At 30.5% G+C, this 17,365-nt stretch carries 16 protein-coding genes; 15 read left to right on the top strand and 1 reads right to left on the bottom strand.

The features are described from left to right. Positions 1 to 173 precede the first annotated feature (173 nt). From smc to B3630_RS03980, 11 genes are all read left to right on the top strand, one after another. Positions 174 to 3,731 (top strand): chromosome segregation protein SMC, encoded by a 3,558-nt coding sequence (smc, locus tag B3630_RS04030; protein WP_346895742.1) that lies wholly within the window; start codon positions 174 to 176, stop codon positions 3,729 to 3,731. Between the two features lie 11 nt (positions 3,732 to 3,742). Then, positions 3,743 to 4,654: a signal recognition particle-docking protein FtsY gene (ftsY, locus tag B3630_RS04025; RefSeq protein WP_346895740.1), complete on the top strand. Its 912-nt coding sequence runs from the start codon at positions 3,743 to 3,745 to the stop codon at positions 4,652 to 4,654. 70 nt (positions 4,655 to 4,724) lie between these two features. Next, positions 4,725 to 5,072 (top strand): putative DNA-binding protein, encoded by a 348-nt coding sequence (locus B3630_RS04020; RefSeq protein ID WP_346895738.1) that lies wholly within the window; start codon positions 4,725 to 4,727, stop codon positions 5,070 to 5,072. Positions 5,073 to 5,083: 11 nt separating this feature from the next. Continuing rightward, complete coding sequence (gene ffh, locus B3630_RS04015; protein WP_346895736.1) at positions 5,084 to 6,445, top strand: signal recognition particle protein; 1,362 nt, start codon at positions 5,084 to 5,086, stop codon at positions 6,443 to 6,445. Positions 6,446 to 6,484: 39 nt separating this feature from the next. Further along, positions 6,485 to 6,727 (top strand): 30S ribosomal protein S16, encoded by a 243-nt coding sequence (gene rpsP, locus B3630_RS04010; RefSeq protein ID WP_035132758.1) that lies wholly within the window; start codon positions 6,485 to 6,487, stop codon positions 6,725 to 6,727. A 29-nt stretch (positions 6,728 to 6,756) separates the two neighbouring features. Further along, positions 6,757 to 6,984: a KH domain-containing protein gene (locus tag B3630_RS04005; protein WP_035132761.1), complete on the top strand. Its 228-nt coding sequence runs from the start codon at positions 6,757 to 6,759 to the stop codon at positions 6,982 to 6,984. 260 nt (positions 6,985 to 7,244) lie between these two features. After that, the gene (gene rimM, locus B3630_RS04000; RefSeq protein WP_346895956.1) at positions 7,245 to 7,742 is read left to right on the top strand and encodes a ribosome maturation factor RimM; all 498 of its coding nucleotides are present in this window, start codon (positions 7,245 to 7,247) and stop codon (positions 7,740 to 7,742) included. Continuing rightward, on the top strand, positions 7,742 to 8,467 hold the full coding sequence (gene trmD, locus B3630_RS03995) for a tRNA (guanosine(37)-N1)-methyltransferase TrmD (protein ID WP_346895734.1): 726 nt from the start codon (positions 7,742 to 7,744) through the stop codon (positions 8,465 to 8,467). Before rimM ends, trmD begins: the two co-directional genes overlap by 1 nt. Before the next feature lie 112 nt (positions 8,468 to 8,579). Next, a complete protein-coding gene (rplS, locus tag B3630_RS03990) occupies positions 8,580 to 8,924 on the top strand; it encodes a 50S ribosomal protein L19 (RefSeq protein WP_035132767.1) in 345 nt (114 codons plus the stop codon). Between the two features lie 122 nt (positions 8,925 to 9,046). Continuing rightward, complete coding sequence (ylqF, locus tag B3630_RS03985) at positions 9,047 to 9,910, top strand: ribosome biogenesis GTPase YlqF (protein WP_346895732.1); 864 nt, start codon at positions 9,047 to 9,049, stop codon at positions 9,908 to 9,910. A 67-nt stretch (positions 9,911 to 9,977) separates the two neighbouring features. Continuing rightward, positions 9,978 to 10,724 carry a ribonuclease HII gene (locus B3630_RS03980; RefSeq protein WP_346895954.1) on the top strand — a complete coding sequence of 249 codons (747 nt, stop codon included), beginning with the start codon at positions 9,978 to 9,980 and terminating at the stop codon, positions 10,722 to 10,724. Positions 10,725 to 10,791: 67 nt separating this feature from the next. On the opposite strand, the gene B3630_RS03975 is transcribed toward B3630_RS03980, so the two are convergent. Then, entirely contained in the window at positions 10,792 to 11,154 is a 363-nt protein-coding gene (locus B3630_RS03975; protein ID WP_346895730.1) for a YraN family protein, read from the bottom strand. A gap of 163 nt (positions 11,155 to 11,317) precedes the next feature. Between B3630_RS03975 and B3630_RS03970 the strand changes: the two genes are divergently transcribed. The 4 genes from B3630_RS03970 (at position 11,318) to codY (ending at position 17,215) form a co-directional block, all read left to right on the top strand. Next, positions 11,318 to 12,841, top strand: coding sequence for a YifB family Mg chelatase-like AAA ATPase (locus B3630_RS03970; RefSeq protein WP_346895728.1), 1,524 nt, complete (start codon positions 11,318 to 11,320; stop codon positions 12,839 to 12,841). An 18-nt stretch (positions 12,842 to 12,859) separates the two neighbouring features. Next, a complete protein-coding gene (gene dprA, locus B3630_RS03965) occupies positions 12,860 to 13,939 on the top strand; it encodes a DNA-processing protein DprA (RefSeq protein WP_346895726.1) in 1,080 nt (359 codons plus the stop codon). Between the two features lie 181 nt (positions 13,940 to 14,120). Continuing rightward, complete coding sequence (gene topA / locus B3630_RS03960; RefSeq protein WP_346895724.1) at positions 14,121 to 16,205, top strand: type I DNA topoisomerase; 2,085 nt, start codon at positions 14,121 to 14,123, stop codon at positions 16,203 to 16,205. A 236-nt stretch (positions 16,206 to 16,441) separates the two neighbouring features. Next, positions 16,442 to 17,215 (top strand): GTP-sensing pleiotropic transcriptional regulator CodY, encoded by a 774-nt coding sequence (gene codY, locus B3630_RS03955; protein ID WP_346895722.1) that lies wholly within the window; start codon positions 16,442 to 16,444, stop codon positions 17,213 to 17,215. Positions 17,216 to 17,365 lie beyond the last annotated feature (150 nt).

Raw genomic sequence — 17,365 nt, 5'->3', positions numbered from 1 at the left:
TCCTAGGAAGATTATAGGATATTTTCTTTAAATTAATGTTAGGAGTGGATTTTATGAGGATGACTAAGAAGAAAAGAGAAAAGTATATAAAAATAATAACTACTTGTATATGCATTGCTATGGCTGCAGTACTTATTTTACCTATAATCTTAGGAGCTTAGGAGTGTGAATAGATGTTCTTAAAATCTATCGAAATAAGAGGATTCAAATCCTTTGCAGATAAGACAGAGCTTACATTTAAAAAGGGTGTAACTGTAGTTGTAGGTCCCAATGGAAGTGGGAAAAGTAATATCTCAGATGCTGTAAGGTGGGTGCTGGGTGAACAAAGTATCAGGAATCTTAGAGGAGACAAAATGGAAGATGTAATCTTTGCAGGTACTCAATATAGAAAACCTGTAGGGCTTGCTCAAGTTTCTCTTACTTTAGATAATAGCGATTCTGACTTAGATATAGCCTATTCTCAGATAACCGTTGCAAGAAGATTATATAGATCGGGTGAAAGTGAGTATTTAATAAATAATACTGTGTGTAGGTTAAAAGATGTACAAGCTTTATTTATGGATACAGGTATAGGTAAGGAAGGATATTCCTTAATAGGACAAGGTAAAATTGATGCAATCTTAAGTGCTAAGTCAGAGGATAGAAGAAAGTTATTAGAAGAGGCTGCAGGTATAGTAAAATATAAAACAAGAAAAGAAGAGGCTGAGAAGAAACTTGATAACACGGAGCAAAACCTTATTAGAATAAACGATATTATTTCTACCTATGAAGAAAGGATTCCATCTCTAGAAGAAGATTGTGAAAAAGCCAAAATATTTTTAGAAGCTTCTGAAGAGATAAAAGTAAAGGAAGTTAATATAATCATAGATTTTTTGGAAAAAACTAAAATTAACATAGATAGATACAACAACACAATAAATACTGTAACTACAGATATAGAAACCTTGAGGAAAGAAAAATATGAATTAAAGCTAGCTTATGAAAATAATAATGAAGAGCTAGAAGCTTTAAATAATATTCTAGAAGAAAAGAAAAAGATTTATTATGAAAGCCAAAATAAACATCAAGGAGTAATTGGGGAAGTTAAGCTCTTTGAAGAAAAAATATTACATTTAGAAGACAGTATAAATAGATTAAATAGTGAAATACTGCAAAAAAATCAATATCTTGAAGAGGCATATTTAAAAATAGAAAATCAAAGAAAAAGTATAGCTGCCTTAAAAGAAGAAGAATTTGACATAAATAATAAAATAGAAAAAAAAGAAATAGAATTGACAAATGTATTAAATAGTGTAACTACTGATAATAATAAATTGAAGGAATTAGAAGAGATAAAATTTAAGTTTTATAATAATATTAATTCTAAAACTAGTGAAATAGATATTTTGAAAAATAATATCGAAATTAGTAGTGGAAATATAGAAAATTTAATATTAGATGTTAAAACTTTTAAAAATTCTATATTAATAAATAACAAGACCAAGAATCATTTAATAGAAGAAGAGAATAAGGCTAGTATTAATATTGATAAATATGAAGAGGAAGTTAAGGGAAATAGAAAAAAACTATCTAAGTGTAAGCATGACTTAGAAATCTTAGAGAAAAAATTAAAAGAAATATTGAGAGAGCAAGGAAATAAAGAAGCTAGGTTAAATGCTTTGGTAACTCTAGAGAATTCCTATGAAGGATATAATAGATCTGTAAAACTTCTAATGCAACACATAGAGAATAGTAAAGATTATAAAGCAAATGAGGATTGCTATGTACTTGGAGATATAATAAAGGTTCCAGAGAGGTTTGAAAGAGCAATAGAGATTGCTATGGGAGCTAGCATATCTAATATTGTCACCAAGGATGAACACATAGCAAAAAATCTTATTAATTACTTGAAAAGTAGCAAAATAGGAAGAGCAACCTTTATGCCTATAAATATAGTAAAGGGTAAGAACTTAGTGATAGATAAAATTGTAAGGGATACTAAGGGATATATAGGCATAGCTAGTGAACTTATAGAATTTCAAGATAAATTTAAGGGTGTAGTTGATCAAGTTTTAGGCAAAACCATTGTATGTGATACTATGGATAATGGACTACATATATCTAAAGTTTGTGGCTATAAATATAGAATTGTTACTTTAGATGGAGAAGTCTTTAATCCGGGGGGCTCACTAACGGGAGGAAGTTATTCTAAAAATGCTAACGTAATTGGTAGAAAGAGAGAAATTGAAAAATTAACCGAGGAATTAGAAGAAAGTCACGGAGTAGTTGCTCATAAAAATGAAGAAATAACATCAGTTAATGTTAAGATTAAAGAACTAGATGATAGAGGTCTTAACTTAAGAGATGAAATACATTATGAGAGTATTAATATAACAAAGATTAAGGGTGAAATATCCAGGGTTACAGAAGAGGAACTAAGAAACAAACGAGAACTTCAAAAAGCTAGCGAAAATCTGGGTAAGGAAGAGGAGAAAATTAAAGCCTTAAAAGCTAAATTAACTTTTTCACAGCAGGAATTAACTCAGCTTAAAGATAAAGTAATTGAATTAGAAGGTCAATATGATGAGCATAACAATAAAACTAAAGGGAAAAATTTATATATAGATACCATTAAAGATGAATTAACCTCTATAAAAATAAATAAAGCAAAGCTTTTAGAAGTTATAAGTAATAATATTCAAGAATTAGATAGGATGACCCAGGCAGTAGAAATAGAGAAAAGGCTAATTGAAAGCAATTTAAAAAATATAGAAACATCCACTTTAGCTAAGGAAGAATATAGAATAAATATATCTAAAAGTACTGATAATACTAAGGAAATTATTAAGTTACTTAAGGAGTTAGAGCAGTTTTTTGAAGAAACTCAAGTAGAAAAGTTAAGGATAAAAGATAAAATTCCAGTTATAACTTCAAAAATTGAAGATATTGATTTACAATTAGATAAGCTAGAAAAAGAAATTCATAAAAATCAGATTTCTTTGGCTAAAATTGAATCAGAAGAAGAAGCTCTATTGAAGAAGCTTAATGAAGAGTACAATCTTACCTTTGCAGAAGGATTAAGTTTTAAGTTAGAGGGTTATGATATAGCTATATTAAAGAATGAAGTTGCTGAATTGAAAAAGAGAATAACTGATCTTGGAGTAGTTAACCTAGGAGCCATAGAAGAATTTAAAGAAGTAAATGAAAAGTATACTTTTATGAGCATACAGAGGGAAGATTTAGTTAAGTCTAAGGAAGAAATAATTGAATTCATAGGCGAGATGACTGAAAAGATGAGAGATGTGTTTATGGAGAATTTTAAGCAACTCAGGATTTACTTCAATGAGACTTTTAAGGAGTTATTTAAGGGGGGAAGTGCTGATTTAAATCTTCAAGGGGATGATGAACTAACTTGTAAGATTGAAATAGATGTAGAGCCACCAGGAAAAAAACTTCAAAATATAAATCTACTTTCAGGAGGAGAGAAGGTTTTATCAGCCATTGCACTACTATTTGCAATACTAAAGATGAAGCCAACTCCATTCTGTATACTAGATGAGATTGAGGCAGCGTTAGATGACGCTAATGTACTTAGATATGGAGAATTTTTAAAAAAATTCTCTGAAAACATACAATTCGTAATAATAACTCACAGAAAAGGAACCATGGAAACCAGTGATATGATTTATGGAGTTACTATGGAAGAAAAGGGTGTATCTAAGGTAGTATCTATGGAATTTAATAAGAAATAAGGAGGCTTAATATGTTTGGAGGATTTTTGGATAAGTTAAAACAGGGACTTAGCAAAACTAGAAATACTATAAATGATGCAGTGACTCAAGTATTAAAGCTTGCAGTTACTATAGATGATGATTTATATGAAGAACTAGAAGAAGTATTAATAACTAGCGATATAGGGGTAGAAACCTCAGTAGAAATTATTGAAAGGCTTAGAAAAAAGGTTGTTTCTGAAAGAATCAATGATACTGAAGAGATACTTCCAGCTATAGAATCTATAATTATGGATATGTTAGGAGACTATGAAACCTCAATAATACCTGAATCAACACCAGAAGTAAGATTAGTCATTGGTGTTAATGGAGTAGGTAAAACTACATCCATTGGAAAAATGGCTTCTAGAATAAAAAATAATAATTATAAGGTTTTATTAGCAGCAGCAGATACTTTTAGAGCGGCAGCTATAGATCAATTAGAAGTTTGGAGTAATAGAGCTAATGTGGATATGATAAAACATCAAGAAGGTTCAGATCCAGCAGCTGTTATATACGATGCAGTACAGGCTGCAAAGGCTAGAAAAGTTGATGTGTTAATTTGTGATACTGCAGGTAGACTTCATAACAAGAAAAATCTTATGGATGAACTTGGAAAGATTAATAGAGTTATCGATAGAGAGTATGGAGAAGCTAAAAAGGAGACTTTACTAGTTTTAGATGCTACTACTGGACAAAATGCAGTTATTCAAGCAAAACAATTTATGGAAGTATGTCCTATAGATGGTATAATTCTAACAAAGCTAGATGGTACAGCTAAGGGTGGTATAGTTATTTCTATAAAACATACTTTAAATATTCCAGTTAGATATATAGGGGTAGGGGAAGGTATAGATGATCTTCAAGAATTTAATTCTAGAGATTTTGTAGAAGCTTTATTTTAACTGTTAAGTAAAAATACTTGACAGCTTAAAATTAATTTGTTAATATAAGTTTTGTGAGTTGGGTGATTATATGGAAAAGAGAGTTGAAATATCAATTTTACTAGATTTTTATAACTCATTACTTACTGATAAACAAAGAGATATTATGGATTTATATTATAATAATGACTTATCTCTATCAGAAATAGCAGAAGTTAATAATACTAGTAGGCAAGCAATTCATGACTTAATTAAAAGATGTGGTAATCTTTTAGAAGAGTATGAAAGTAAACTTAACTTAATGAAAAAAACCTTAGCTATAGAAAACTCTAAGACTGAAATTATTAACAAATTAAAAGGATTAAAAGGTACTACTTCTGAAGAAAATATAAAAAAAGAAATAGACCATATAATTAAAGATATAGAAGAGAATGTATAGGAGGTTTTCATATGGCTTTTGAAGGACTATCTTCCAAATTACAAGAGACCATAAAAAAGCTAAAGGGTAAAGGTAAGCTTTCAGAGAAAGATATTAAAGAGGCTATGAGAGAAGTAAAACTTGCTCTTTTAGAAGCCGATGTAAATTATAAAGTTGTTAAAAACTTTGTAAAGTCTGTCAGTGAAAAATGTCTTGGTGATCAAGTTATGGAAAGTTTAACACCAGGTCAGCAAGTAGTTAAAATAGTTAATGAAGAATTAACTGAATTAATGGGAACCACTGAAAAGAAAATAGAATTTGTCAATAATGGAATAACAATGATAATGTTAGTTGGTCTCCAAGGCGCAGGTAAAACTACCATGGCAGGAAAGTTGGCTCTAAATCTTAGAAAAGGCAATAAAAAGCCATTATTAGTAGCCTGTGACGTTTATAGACCAGCAGCTATAAAACAACTACAAGTTGTAGGAAAGTCAATAGATGTACCTGTATTCACCATGGGAGATAAAAATAGCCCAGTGGATATTTCAAAAGCTTCCATTGAACATGCTCAAAGCATTGGAGCTAATGTAGTTATCGTGGATACGGCAGGAAGACTGCATATAGATGAAGCACTAATGGGAGAACTTGAAGATATAAAAGCTTCAATAAATCCATCAGAAATTTTATTAGTTGTAGATGCTATGACAGGTCAAGATGCAGTAAATGTAGCTGAAATCTTTAATAATACACTAGATATTACAGGAGTTATCGTTACCAAGTTAGATGGTGATACTAGGGGTGGTGCTGCACTATCAATTAAAGCAATCACTGAAAAGCCTATAAAATATGTAGGTATGGGAGAGAAGATGACAGATTTAGAAATCTTCCACCCAGAGAGAATGGCATCAAGAATCCTTGGTATGGGAGATGTACTTTCTTTAATTGAGAAAGCTCAATCAGCTATCGATGAGAAGAGAGCTACAGAACTCGGTAACAGAATGATGAATCAAGAATTCAATCTTGAGGACTTTTTAGAAACTATGAATCAAATGAAAAATTTAGGACCTATGGGCAAGTTAGTTGAAATGATTCCAGGCTTTAATGCAAAAGAATTAAAGGGCGTAGACTTTTCACAAAGTGAAAAGGCCATGGGAAAAATGGAAGCAATAATACATTCAATGACGGCTAAGGAAAGAAAAAATCCAAGTATAGTATCTTCTTCACCATCTAGAAAGAAGAGAATAGCTGATGGTTCAGGTTCTAACATTCAAGCAGTGAATAAACTTTTAAAAGACTTCGAGATGATGAAAAAAATGATGAAACAGATGAAGGGCATGGGAGGCAAGGCTGGTAAATTTGGTAAAAAAGGCTTGTTTGGAAAATTACCTTTCTAAGTTCAAATACACATAACCTTTGAAGGAGGTGAAAATATAATGGCAGTAAAAATAAGATTAAGAAGAATGGGTGCTAAAAAAGCTCCTTTCTACAGAATAGTTGTTGCTGATTCAAGATCTCCAAGAGATGGAAGATTTGTTGAAGAGATTGGATACTACAATCCAACTACAGAGCCAGTAACTGTTAAAATCGATGAAGAGAAAGCAGTTAAATGGGTAAAAAATGGAGCTCAACCAACAGACACAGTTAAAAGACTTTTCAACAATGCAGGAATAAAATAGGAAAGTTTAATTGATTGGAGGCGCAATCCATGAAAGAATTACTTACAATTATTGCAAGGTCATTAGTTGATAACCCTGATTCAGTACAAGTAAATGAAATTGCTGGAGAGCATTCTATAATTTTAGAATTAAAGGTTGCTGAAGAAGATATGGGGAAAGTAATTGGAAAACAGGGAAGAATAGCTAAGTCTATTAGAACTGTTGTTAAAGCAGCAGCGATTAAAGAAAATAAAAGAGTTGTTGTAGAAATAATATAAGAGTTAGGAATACCTAGCTCTTATTTTTTTATATATTGTAGTTGACAAGAATTACAAAAAATTATTATAATAAACAGAGTTCTTTGCTTCAGAGGAGGTTTTTACTCCTACTGAAGCAAAGAAATCGTTATCCAGGGATGTAGTAGCTATTTACTCCCACTTTGAAGAAGNNTAGAGCTGATAGTCATCGGATGAATAAATGTTTATGAAAAAATTTTGTGCTAATAATATTAAGTAATTAAATAGTGAGGAGATATATGATGAGGGAATTGATGAGCGTTGGTCAGATAACTAAGCCCCATGGAGTAAGAGGAGAAGTTAAGGTGCTTTCACTAACAGATAGCTTAGAAAGATTTAGAGGCTTAGATAAGGTATATATAGATGATAAAGAAATAAAAATTACATCAGTTAAGCTTCAAAAGGATAGAGCTATATTAAAAATAGAAGGAATTGACTCTATTGAAGAAGCCGAACTTTATAGAAATAAATATCTTGAAGTAAAAAGAGAAGATGCTATAAAATTACCAGAGGGTAGCTACTATGTTGCAGATTTAATGGATTGTTATGTTTATGATACAGATGGAGAAAAGTTAGGAAAAGTATATGATGTTATTGCAACGGGAAGTAATGATGTATATTGGGTTAAATCGGAAGGAAAAGAAGACGTGCTAGTTCCTGCTTTAAAGACAATTGTAGAAGAAGTAGACATAGAAAATAATAAAATTGTAATAAAGCCAGTGAAGGTATGGTCTGAATAATGAAGATAGATATTTTAACTTTATTTCCAGAGATGTTTCAGGTATTTAATCATAGTATCATAGGAAATGCTATGGAAAAAGGAATATTATCTATAAATACTACTAATATAAGAGACTTCTCTACTAACAAACATAAAAAGGTTGATGATTACCCTTATGGAGGTGGAGCAGGCATGGTAATGACCCCAGAACCCATTGTAAACTCCATAAAACATCTAAGAGAAAATAATAAAGGAAAAGTTATATTTTTAGGTCCTAGAGGTAAGACTTTAAATCAAGAGTTATGTAAAAAACTTGCCAAAGAGGAGGAGTTAATATTTTTATGTGGTCATTACGAAGGTATAGATGAGCGAGTATATAAATATATAGATATGGAAATTTCTCTAGGAGATTTTGTTTTAACTGGGGGAGAAATGGCTTGCATACCTGTAGTTGATAGCATTGCTAGAATGATACCAGGAGTTTTATCCTGTAATGAGAGTTATGAAGAAGAATCCTTTTATGAAGGATTATTAGAATATCCTCAATATACAAGGCCTTTTTCCTTTGAAGGACATGAAGTTCCAGAGGTATTAATATCTGGACATCACGAAAATGTAAGAAAGTGGCGAAGGCTTAAATCATTACTGATTACAAAGGAGAGAAGAAGTGATTTATATAAAAATGTAGAACTGACTAAAGAAGATAAAAAGCTGCTGGAGAATCATCATAAAAAGGATAAATAATATTGCACATTGAAATATTATGTGATAAAATGAGGATTGTGCTAGTACGGGCGGTCCTCTGTCACTAAATGTGAGTAAGAACGTCATAATAAATTTTAGGAGGGAATGCACAATGTTAGATATAATAAAAGCTATAGAAGCAGAACAATTAAGAACTGACTTACCTGAGTTCAATGTAGGAGATACAGTTAAAGTTCACATCAGAATTAAAGAAGGTAACAAAGAAAGAGTTCAAATATTTGAAGGTACCGTTCTTAAAAGACAAAATGGTGGAGCTAGAGAAACTTTTACAGTAAGAAGATTTGCATCAGGAGTTGGAGTTGAAAAAACTTTCCCAATAAATACGCCTGTTATAGAAAAAATTGACGTAGTTAGAAGAGGAAAAGTAAGAAGAGCTAAATTATTCTACTTAAGAGATAGAGTAGGTAAGGCTGCTAAAGTAAAAGAGAGAATGTAAGAAAATGGGGCTAGATAGTCCCTTTTTTTATTACATATATAGAAGTATTTATTGTAAATGTGGTAAATACTAAAATAGTTAATTTAATATATCTAATTATAAAATTCTTAGGAGTGAGATAAATGAGTATAAACTGGTTTCCTGGACATATGGCAAAGACCAGAAGAGAAATAAAGGAAAACTTAAAGTTAGTAGATGCAATAATAGAGATTCGTGATGCAAGAATAGCTTATTCAAGTTCTAATCCAGATATTGAAGATATCTGTAGTGAGAAACCTAGAATAATATTATTTAATAAAAGCGATCTTAGTGAAGAATATGTAACAAAGAAGTGGGTAAATAAATTATCAGACGATAAAACTAGAGTATTGTCTGTTAACTGCCTTACAGGATCAGGGCTTAACAAGATTAAACCCACTCTAGAAGAGCTTTTAAAAGAGAAGCATGATAGACTTAAAAGTAAAGGCGTAGTAAATATTATTACCAGAGTAATGGTTGTAGGAATACCTAACGTAGGAAAATCTACATTTATAAATAGGATGGCAAAAAACAGTGCTGCTAAAACTGGAGATAGACCTGGTGTTACAAAGAGTAAACAATGGATAAAAACAAAAATGGGTATAGAACTTATGGATACTCCAGGGGTTTTATGGCCTAAATTTGAAGATGATACAGTAGGGCTTAATTTAGCATTTACTGGAGCTATAAAGGATGAAATAATGGATGTTGAGGAACTGGCATTAAAGCTTATAGAAAGACTTCAAAATACCCATGGATCAAGGCTGTTGGAGAGATATAAGCTTAAAGAATTAGATGAGAATCCTCTTAATAATATGGATAACATAGGTAAAAAAAGAGGTGCTATAATTTCAGGTGGCAACATAGATTATAATAGAGTAGCTGTAATGCTATTAGATGAATTTAGGGGGGGGAAGTTAGGTCCTATTTCACTAGAGGTACCTGATACAGAAAATAAATATGAGTAGTATAAATTTTTTAAAAGAAATTAAAACTATGAGATTTAACGATATAAAATCTTCTGTCCGTGGGTTTATGTCATTAAAAGAGGTAAGAAGCCATGAAGCAGATTATGAATCTATATATCAATTATTAAACAATGATCATAGGAAAAATGTAAGAGCTTTAGGAGAAACCCTAAGAAAATATGTGGAGCATTATAAAAATGAATATGCTAGAGTAGAAAAATTATATAATTTTGATAAAAGCTATGGACATGATATTGTAGCTGGTGTAGATGAAGTTGGAAGAGGCCCCTTAGCAGGTCCTATAGTTGCTGCTGCAGTAGTTCTTGACAATAATTCGAGGGATTTAATATTAAGAATAAATGATTCTAAGAAGTTAACTAAAGAAGTAAGAGAAGAGTTAAGTGATATAATAAAAAAAGAAGCAATAAGTTATTCTATAGCCCTAAAAACCAACAGAGAAATAGATAAAGAAGGCATAGGGTTTTGTAACAATGAAATTTTCAAGATGGCTGTGGGAGAACTAAAAGTTACTCCTGATATAGTATTATCTGATGGATATACTATAAGAGAATTTAAATTTAGAAATGAAGCTGTAATTAAAGGAGACACTAAAAGTGCTGCCATTGCATGTGCCTCTATAATAGCTAAAGTATATAGAGATAATTTAATGGAAGAGTATAGTAAGAAATATACAAAATACCACTTTGATAATAATGTAGGATATGGTACCAAAGAACATATAGATGCAATAATTTGTCATGGTAGTTGTCCAATTCATAGAGAAAGTTTTCTGAAAAATATACTTAACAAATAATTAATAAAATAAAAAATACCTGAATAAAAAAGTTATCTAATTACTTTTTTATTCAGGTATTTACTTTTCAGAAAGCGTTTTTAATGAGTGTAATATTAGGGGGTTCACCAGAAGAAATAAGTGTTACCTCTATGGCATCAAATCTAAAATAAGATTTATGTATATTTTTTAAACAAATATAATATTGTGCAGTTTTATACAATTTTCTTTTCTTAGTATTAGTGATACTTTCTAATGGAGTGCCGTATCTTTTGCTATATCGAGTTTTTACCTCTATAAAGCAAATATAATTATTATCCTTAGCTATAATATCAATTTCCCCTAACTTACATAAAAAATTTTCTTCTAATATTATATATCCCTTTTTCTCAATATATTCTCTAGCTAGATTTTCTCCATAATTACCTATAGTTTTATTTAAAATCTTCATTTAAAACCCCTTTAATGCAAAGAACTATGCCTACATTTTAGACAATATAATCCAAAGCTAAACTTTGATTTAATTAAAATTTTTACAAAGTTGATTTATTCTAAATTCAATGGTCAATACTTACACTAGTAAAGTTGGAAATTTATATTTAGAGGGTGAAATTATGTCAATTCAAATAAAAACTGCAGCCTTTTCAGGAGTAGAAGGTATATTAATTAATGTAGAGGTAGATATTACCTATGGGTTACCTAATTTTAATATTGTAGGTTTAGGGGATACTGCTGTAAAAGAATCTAAGGATAGGGTTAGATCGGCTATAACCAACTCTTCTTTAGATTTTCCAATTAGTAGAATAACTATAAATTTAGCTCCGGCTCATATACGAAAGGAAGGCTCCCACTATGATTTACCTATAGCAGTAGGAATTCTTTTAGCAACTAATCAACTTTTCTTAGAAGAGCCAGATAATTTTATATTTATGGGTGAGTTGTCCTTAAATGGAAATATAAATAAAATTAAGGGTGCTCTTCCTATTGTAATTGAAGGTATAAAACATGGTGTAAAGAACTATATAGTGCCTATGGAAAATAAAGATGAGTGTGCTTGTATTGAAGAAGCCAATATATATCCTATCAAAAATTTGAGTGAAGTAATTCATCTTTTTACTTATAAGGATGTAAAACCCTATACATTTACCAATAGAGGGAAAAATAAAAATAATAATTGTTCATTAGATTTTGAAGATGTCATAGGACAGCAAGCAGCTAAAAGAGCATTGGAGGTAGCGGTAGCAGGAAATCATAATGTACTTATGTATGGAACTCCAGGATCGGGAAAAACCATGCTGGCAGAGAGAGTTATTTCTATTATGCCACCTCTTACTAATGACGAAGCTCTAGAGGTTACGAAGATATATAGTATTAGTGGAGAACTTAAAGAAGAAGGATTAATGGGAAATAGACCATTTAGAAATCCTCATCATACTATTACTAGTACTGCTTTAATTGGTGGTGGTAGAAACCCCTCAGCAGGAGAAGTATCTTTAGCTCATAATGGAGTGTTATTCCTAGATGAAATATTAGAGTTTGATAAAAGAGCTCTTCAAGTTCTAAGGCAACCTTTAGAGAATAAGAGGGTAAGAATATCAAGAGTAAATGGAACTATAACTTATCCAGCAGATTTTATGCTTGTGGCAGCTATGAATCCTTGCAACTGTGGGATGTATGGAAGTGAAACAAGGTTGTGTAAATGTAGCGATAGTGAAGTGAAAAGATATTTATCTAGATTATCTGGACCTTTATTAGAGAGAATAGATATTTTTGCTTCAGTAAATTCCATATCCTATGAGACTATAAATAATGATAAAAAAGAAGAAAAATCAGAGGTTATGGCCCTTAGGATAGAAAAGGCAAGGGAAATACAAAGTGAAAGATTTAGGAATGAACATATAAAATACAATAGTAATATGTCTTCTAGTCATATAAAAAAATACTGTAAGCTTAATGAGAGTTCTAATAGGATTCTTGAATATACCTATAAAAAATATGGACTTAGTACTAGAGTTTATAATAGGATTTTAAAAGTAGCTAGAACTATTGCGGATTTAGATGGAAATAAATCTATAGAAGAAAATCATATTATTGAAGCACTTCAATATAGGAAGTATATAAGAGAAGATATAATATAAAGAATTGGGTGAGTATAGATGGTTGATTTATTTAAATTATGGATTATTATTACGGAAGTATCTAATAATATGAAAAAATACGTTTATGATGAATATCATGATTTTGATACATTGAGAAAAATTGTGATTAATGGTAATATGACACTATTGCCTAAAAAAATTGTAGAAAGGTTTCAAAAGTCTTATATAAAAATTGAAGAGTTAGCTGCTGAAGAATGTAAATCCATTAAGGATATACATATTTGTACTATGTATGATATAGATTATCCTATAAGTTTACTGCGGTATGAGGATGCACCTTTTGGTATGTTTTACAAGGGGAATATTTCAATGATTAATGAAAAAAAGAATATTTCTATTGTGGGTTCTAGGAAGTGTTCTAGGTATGGGATAGACGTAACTAATAGTATAGTAGAACAGTTAAGCCCTTATGAAATAAATATTGTAAGTGGTATGGCTAAAGGTATTGATTCTGTCGCTCATAGGGCTGCAATAAAGAACAACATTAATACAATTGCAGTTTTAGGTAGTGGCATTGATGTTATATATCCTAAAGAAAACTATAGACTATACCATGAAATTTTAGAAAAAGGTGGTTGTATAATTAGCGAGTTTCCCTTGGGAACACCGCCTTTAAGTAGAAATTTTCCAATGAGAAATAGAATTATTAGTGGTATGTGTGAATTGTTAGTTGTCACTGAAGGCGGAGAGAAAAGTGGGACACTAATTACTGTAGGAGCAGCTTTAGAGCAAGGGAAAAATATAATTGTTGTGCCAGGGAGTATATTCTCCAGTGAAAGTAGAGGAACTAATAAATTAATAAAAGATGGTGCTTATGTTTATACAGACATAGAAGATGTGTTAAATTTATTGAATATTTCTAGAATTTCCATGGATAATAGAAATATAACTACTGTAAAAAGCAAACTAGAGGAAAGAATATATCAAGTTATAGATGATAATCCTATACACATTGATAAAATAATTAAATTAGTTGATGTTGACATTAATCGATTATATAAGTTATTATTTGAGTTGCAAGTAAAAGAGGAGATTTTATGTTTAAGTGGAAACTTTTATGTTAGAATTAATAAATAGTTAAAAATTTATGAAATATTTAATAATGTTTGTATATTATGACTTGCAATGAGATAATAATATTTTAAAATATAGTAGGATGTAGAATTTTATATATAATAAAAAGATTATGAGAAATCTGCATGGTGCTTATAAATATGTAATAAAGTAAAAAATTATAAGCTATAATGGAGGGGTTAGAATGGGGCAAAAATTAGTCATAGTTGAGTCGCCAGCAAAAGCGAAAACCATAAAGAAGTATTTAGGAAAAAATTATGTAGTAGAAGCATCTATGGGTCATGTAAGAGATTTACCTAAAAGTCAGTTAGGGGTAGATATAGAAAAAAATTATGAACCCAAATACATAACTATTAGAGGTAAAGGAGAACTTTTAGATAAGATTAAGAAACAAGCTAAAAAAAGTGAAAAAATATATCTTGCTACGGACCCTGATAGAGAAGGGGAAGCTATATCGTGGCATTTAGCTAACATATTAAAGATAGACACTGAAGAGTCATGTAGAATAGAGTTTAATGAGGTTACAAAAAGTGCTGTAAAAAATGCCATAAAATCTCCAAGAAAGATAAATGAAAATGTATTTGATGCTCAACAGGCGAGAAGAGTATTAGATAGATTAGTAGGATATGAGATAAGTCCTATACTTTGGAGAAAAATAAAATGGGGATTAAGTGCTGGAAGAGTACAATCTGTAGCTCTTAGAATAATATGCGATAGAGAAAAGGAAATTCAAGCTTTTGTACCAGAAGAATATTGGACTGTGGAAGCAAAAATATCTAAATTAGCAGAAACAAAAACCTTTACAGTGAAACTGCACAGTAAAAAAGGAAAAAAAATTATTATAAATAAGGAAGAAGAAGCTAATAATATTATAAAAGTTGTGCAGCAGGGTGAATTTGTGGTAAAAGATATAAAAGATACAGCTAAATCTAAAAATCCACTACCACCATTTACTACTAGTACTCTTCAACAAGATGCCTATAGAAAAATAAACTTTTCAACTAAAAAAACCATGTCAACAGCACAACAGTTGTATGAGGGTATAGAAGTTAAAGGACATGGAACTATCGGTCTTATAACTTATATGAGAACGGACTCTGTAAGAGTATCAGAGGAGGCTCAGGGAGCTACTCTTGAATTTATAAAAAATATCTATGGAGATAAATATGCACCAAAGGTTAAAAGAGCTTACAAGGGTAAGAAGGGAGCACAAGATGCTCACGAAGCTATAAGACCCACTAATGTAGAGATAACTCCAGAAATTGCTAAGGAAACCTTAAGCAATGATCAATTAAAACTCTACACTTTAATTTGGAATAGATTCGTAGCTAGCCAAATGGAGTCTGCAATAATTGATAGTACATCAATTTCAATAAGCAATGGGGATTATTTATTTAAAGCTTCAGGATTTAAGGTGAGATTCGATGGGTTTACTAAAATCTATGCTACAGATAATGAAGATGAGGATGGAAATGCAAAATTACCAACATTAAATACAGATGAAAAGTTAATAGAAAAATCTGTAGATGGTAAGCAACATTTTACTCAACCTCCAGCAAGATTTTCAGAGGCATCCTTAGTTAAAACTTTAGAGGAAAATGGAATAGGTAGACCGAGTACTTATGCACCTACAATTACCACCTTATTAAGCAGGAAATATGTAGATAGAGAAAAGAAGGTATTATTTCCTACAGAATTAGGATTTATAGTTAATAATATAGTTAGCGAATATTTTAAACAAATAGTTGATGTAGAATTTACTGCAGAAATGGAAAGTAAATTAGATAGAATCGAAGAAGGAAATGCAAATTGGAAATCCGTAGTAGAAGAATTCTTTGTACCACTAAAGGAAGCTATAGAAATAGCCGAAAAAGAAATAGCTAAGATAACTATAGAAGATAAGGTATCTGACATACCATGTGATAAATGCGGAAGACTTATGGTGATAAAACAGGGAAGATTTGGTGAGTTTCTCGCATGTCCAGGATATCCAGAGTGTAAAAATACAAAGACCATGGCTAGAGAATTAGATGTAAAGTGTCCTAAGTGTGGAGGAAATGTTTTAGAAAAAAGAAGCAAAAAAGGTAAGATATTTTATGGATGTGGAAATTATCCTCAATGCGATTTTGTAAGTTGGCATGAACCCACAGAAAAGAAGTGCCCTCAGTGTGGAAGTATAATGGCTAAAAGATATAGCAAAGCAAAAGGTGATTATTTAGAGTGTATTAACTCAGAATGCAAGCATAAAGAGTTAACAGATAATAAATAAAATGGTTTATATTAGTTAAAAATTACCTTGAAGTAAAATTTAATTTAAAAATAAGCTAAATATGTCGAAAATTAATAAAAAACATGTTGATAGAATAAATTCTATATGTTATGATGATATATGGCAACGAAACAATTCTAAAATTTGTGAAAGAAAAGAATATTTTGAATTATTTAAAAAGTTGCAGTGATAAATAGCATTATGAAAAATGAAAAAAGAAAAAAGGAGGAATAGAGATGTCATTATTAGATAAAACAAGAAAATTAAACAAGATTTTACAAAAGTCAGGTTCAGAGCCAGTAGTTTTTGATGATATATGTGAACTTCTAAGTGAAGTGTTAGATTGTAATGTATATGTTATTAGTAGAAAGGGGAAAGTTTTAGGATATAATCTTTCCTATGGATTTGAATGCGATAAAGTTAAAGAACAAGTAGTTGAAAATAAAAGATTTCCAGAGCAATATAATGCTAAACTGCTAAATATAGATGAGACAAGGGCAAATATGCCAAGCAGTGGTATTTGTGTATTTAATGGAGAAGTTCAATGTGACTTCAAAGATATGCTATCAACTATAGTTCCTATTAATGGGAATAGAGAGAGATTGGGAACTTTATTGTTATCAAGATTTTCTAACCAGTTTACTGAAGATGATTTAGTTATTGCAGAATATAGTGGTACTATTGTAGGAATGGAAATGTTAAGAGCTAAGACTGATGAAATAGAAGAAGAAGCAAGAAAAAAAGCTATAGTTCAATTAGCAATAGGAACATTATCTTATTCAGAGTTAGAAGCCGTAGAACATATATTTAACGAACTTGATGGTAGTGAGGGACTTTTAGTTGCATCTAAAATAGCAGATAAGGTTGGAATAACTAGATCTGTTATAGTAAATGCTCTTAGAAAGTTTGAAAGTGCTGGAGTTATAGAATCTAGATCTTTAGGAATGAAGGGTACTCACATAAAGATTCTAAATGAGAAATTAATAGATGAATTAAATAAGCTTAAATAATTTAATACAATATGTAGAAATATATTAAAAATAAAAGTCCTGATAAAGGATTTTTATTTTTAATATAGAAGATTCTTTCACTGCTCACATGTATTTTAAAAGTTTTCTAGGAAAACATATAATCAAAGGTCTTTGCTTCAGAGGGAGTTT

This window comes from Clostridium sp. UBA7503, from assembly GCF_002477055.1.
GTDB lineage: Bacteria > Bacillota > Clostridia > Clostridiales > Clostridiaceae > Clostridium_J > Clostridium_J sulfidigenes.
This window is presented reverse-complemented; position numbering and strand designations above follow the sequence as displayed.